This is a genomic window from Neisseria sp. P0021.S007 (genome assembly GCF_051956855.1).
This window is the reverse complement of sequence record NZ_JBQCXA010000305.1, coordinates 1-833: the sequence shown is the minus strand read 5'-3', so window position 1 is coordinate 833 and position 833 is coordinate 1. Positions and strand designations below refer to the sequence as shown.

Sequence of the window (833 nt, the reverse complement as noted above, 5' to 3'; positions counted from 1 at the left end):
GTGTACCAATATCCGCAACATGCCCTCGGCGCATGTTTGTGTGCCGGATTGGCGAATGGCTTGGGCAGTATGGTTTCGTATTACATGGGCAGGATGTTTCCAAATAAAAAAAGGCCGTCTGAAAAAATGTTGGAAAGGCTTAATCGTTGGGGAATTTGGCCGCTATTGTTTGCATGGCTGCCGATTATCGGCGATGCCCTCCCCCTTGCTGCAGGCTGGCTCAGGCTCAATGCCCTGCATTGCGCCATTATTCTGATTGCAGGCAAACTGCTGCGCTATGCGGTGATTTATTGGGGAATGAACGCAGTTGCCGGATAAGCTGACAAGTCAAAAATAAAGGCCGTCTGAACGATTCAGACGGCCTTTGCCTTTAATTCGACAATTACAACACTTTCACAATGCTCTCGCACAAATAATCGATGTTGTCATCAGTAATGCCGGCAACGTTGATGCGACCGGAGCGGACGGCATAAATGGCAAACTCGTTTTTCAAACGGTCAACTTGTTCTGGAGTCAGGCCGCTGAAAGAGAACATGCCGTTTTGTTCGATAATGAAATCAAAATCTTGGGTTGCACCTTTGGCTTTGAGCAACTCGACAAATTTTTGGCGCATGGCTTTGATGCGGCCGCGCATTTCATCGAGTTCGGCAATCCATTGTGCTTTCAAATCATCATTTTTCAACACCAGCGCAATGGTGTTCGCACCGTGTGAAGCCGGGTTGGAATACAAGGTACGGATGATGGTTTTGACTTGGCTGTGGGCGCGGGCTGCTGTTGCTTCATCTTCAGCCACCAAAGTGAACGCGCCGACGCGTTCGTTGTACATGCCGAAG

The 833-nt window shown here is 49.1% G+C and carries 2 protein-coding genes; one reads left to right on the top strand and one right to left on the bottom strand.

Translation table 11 applies throughout. From position 1 onward, the window contains the following. Nucleotides 1-318, top strand: a 318-nt coding sequence (locus ACTHUR_RS13000; RefSeq protein ID WP_440398918.1) for a YqaA family protein, incomplete at its 5' end; no start/stop codon positions are given. 64 nt (nt 319-382) lie between these two features. Here ACTHUR_RS13000 and ACTHUR_RS12995 read toward each other — a convergent pair. Beyond that, nucleotides 383-833: aminotransferase class I/II-fold pyridoxal phosphate-dependent enzyme (locus ACTHUR_RS12995; protein WP_440398916.1), on the bottom strand; the 451-nt coding region annotated here is incomplete at its 5' end.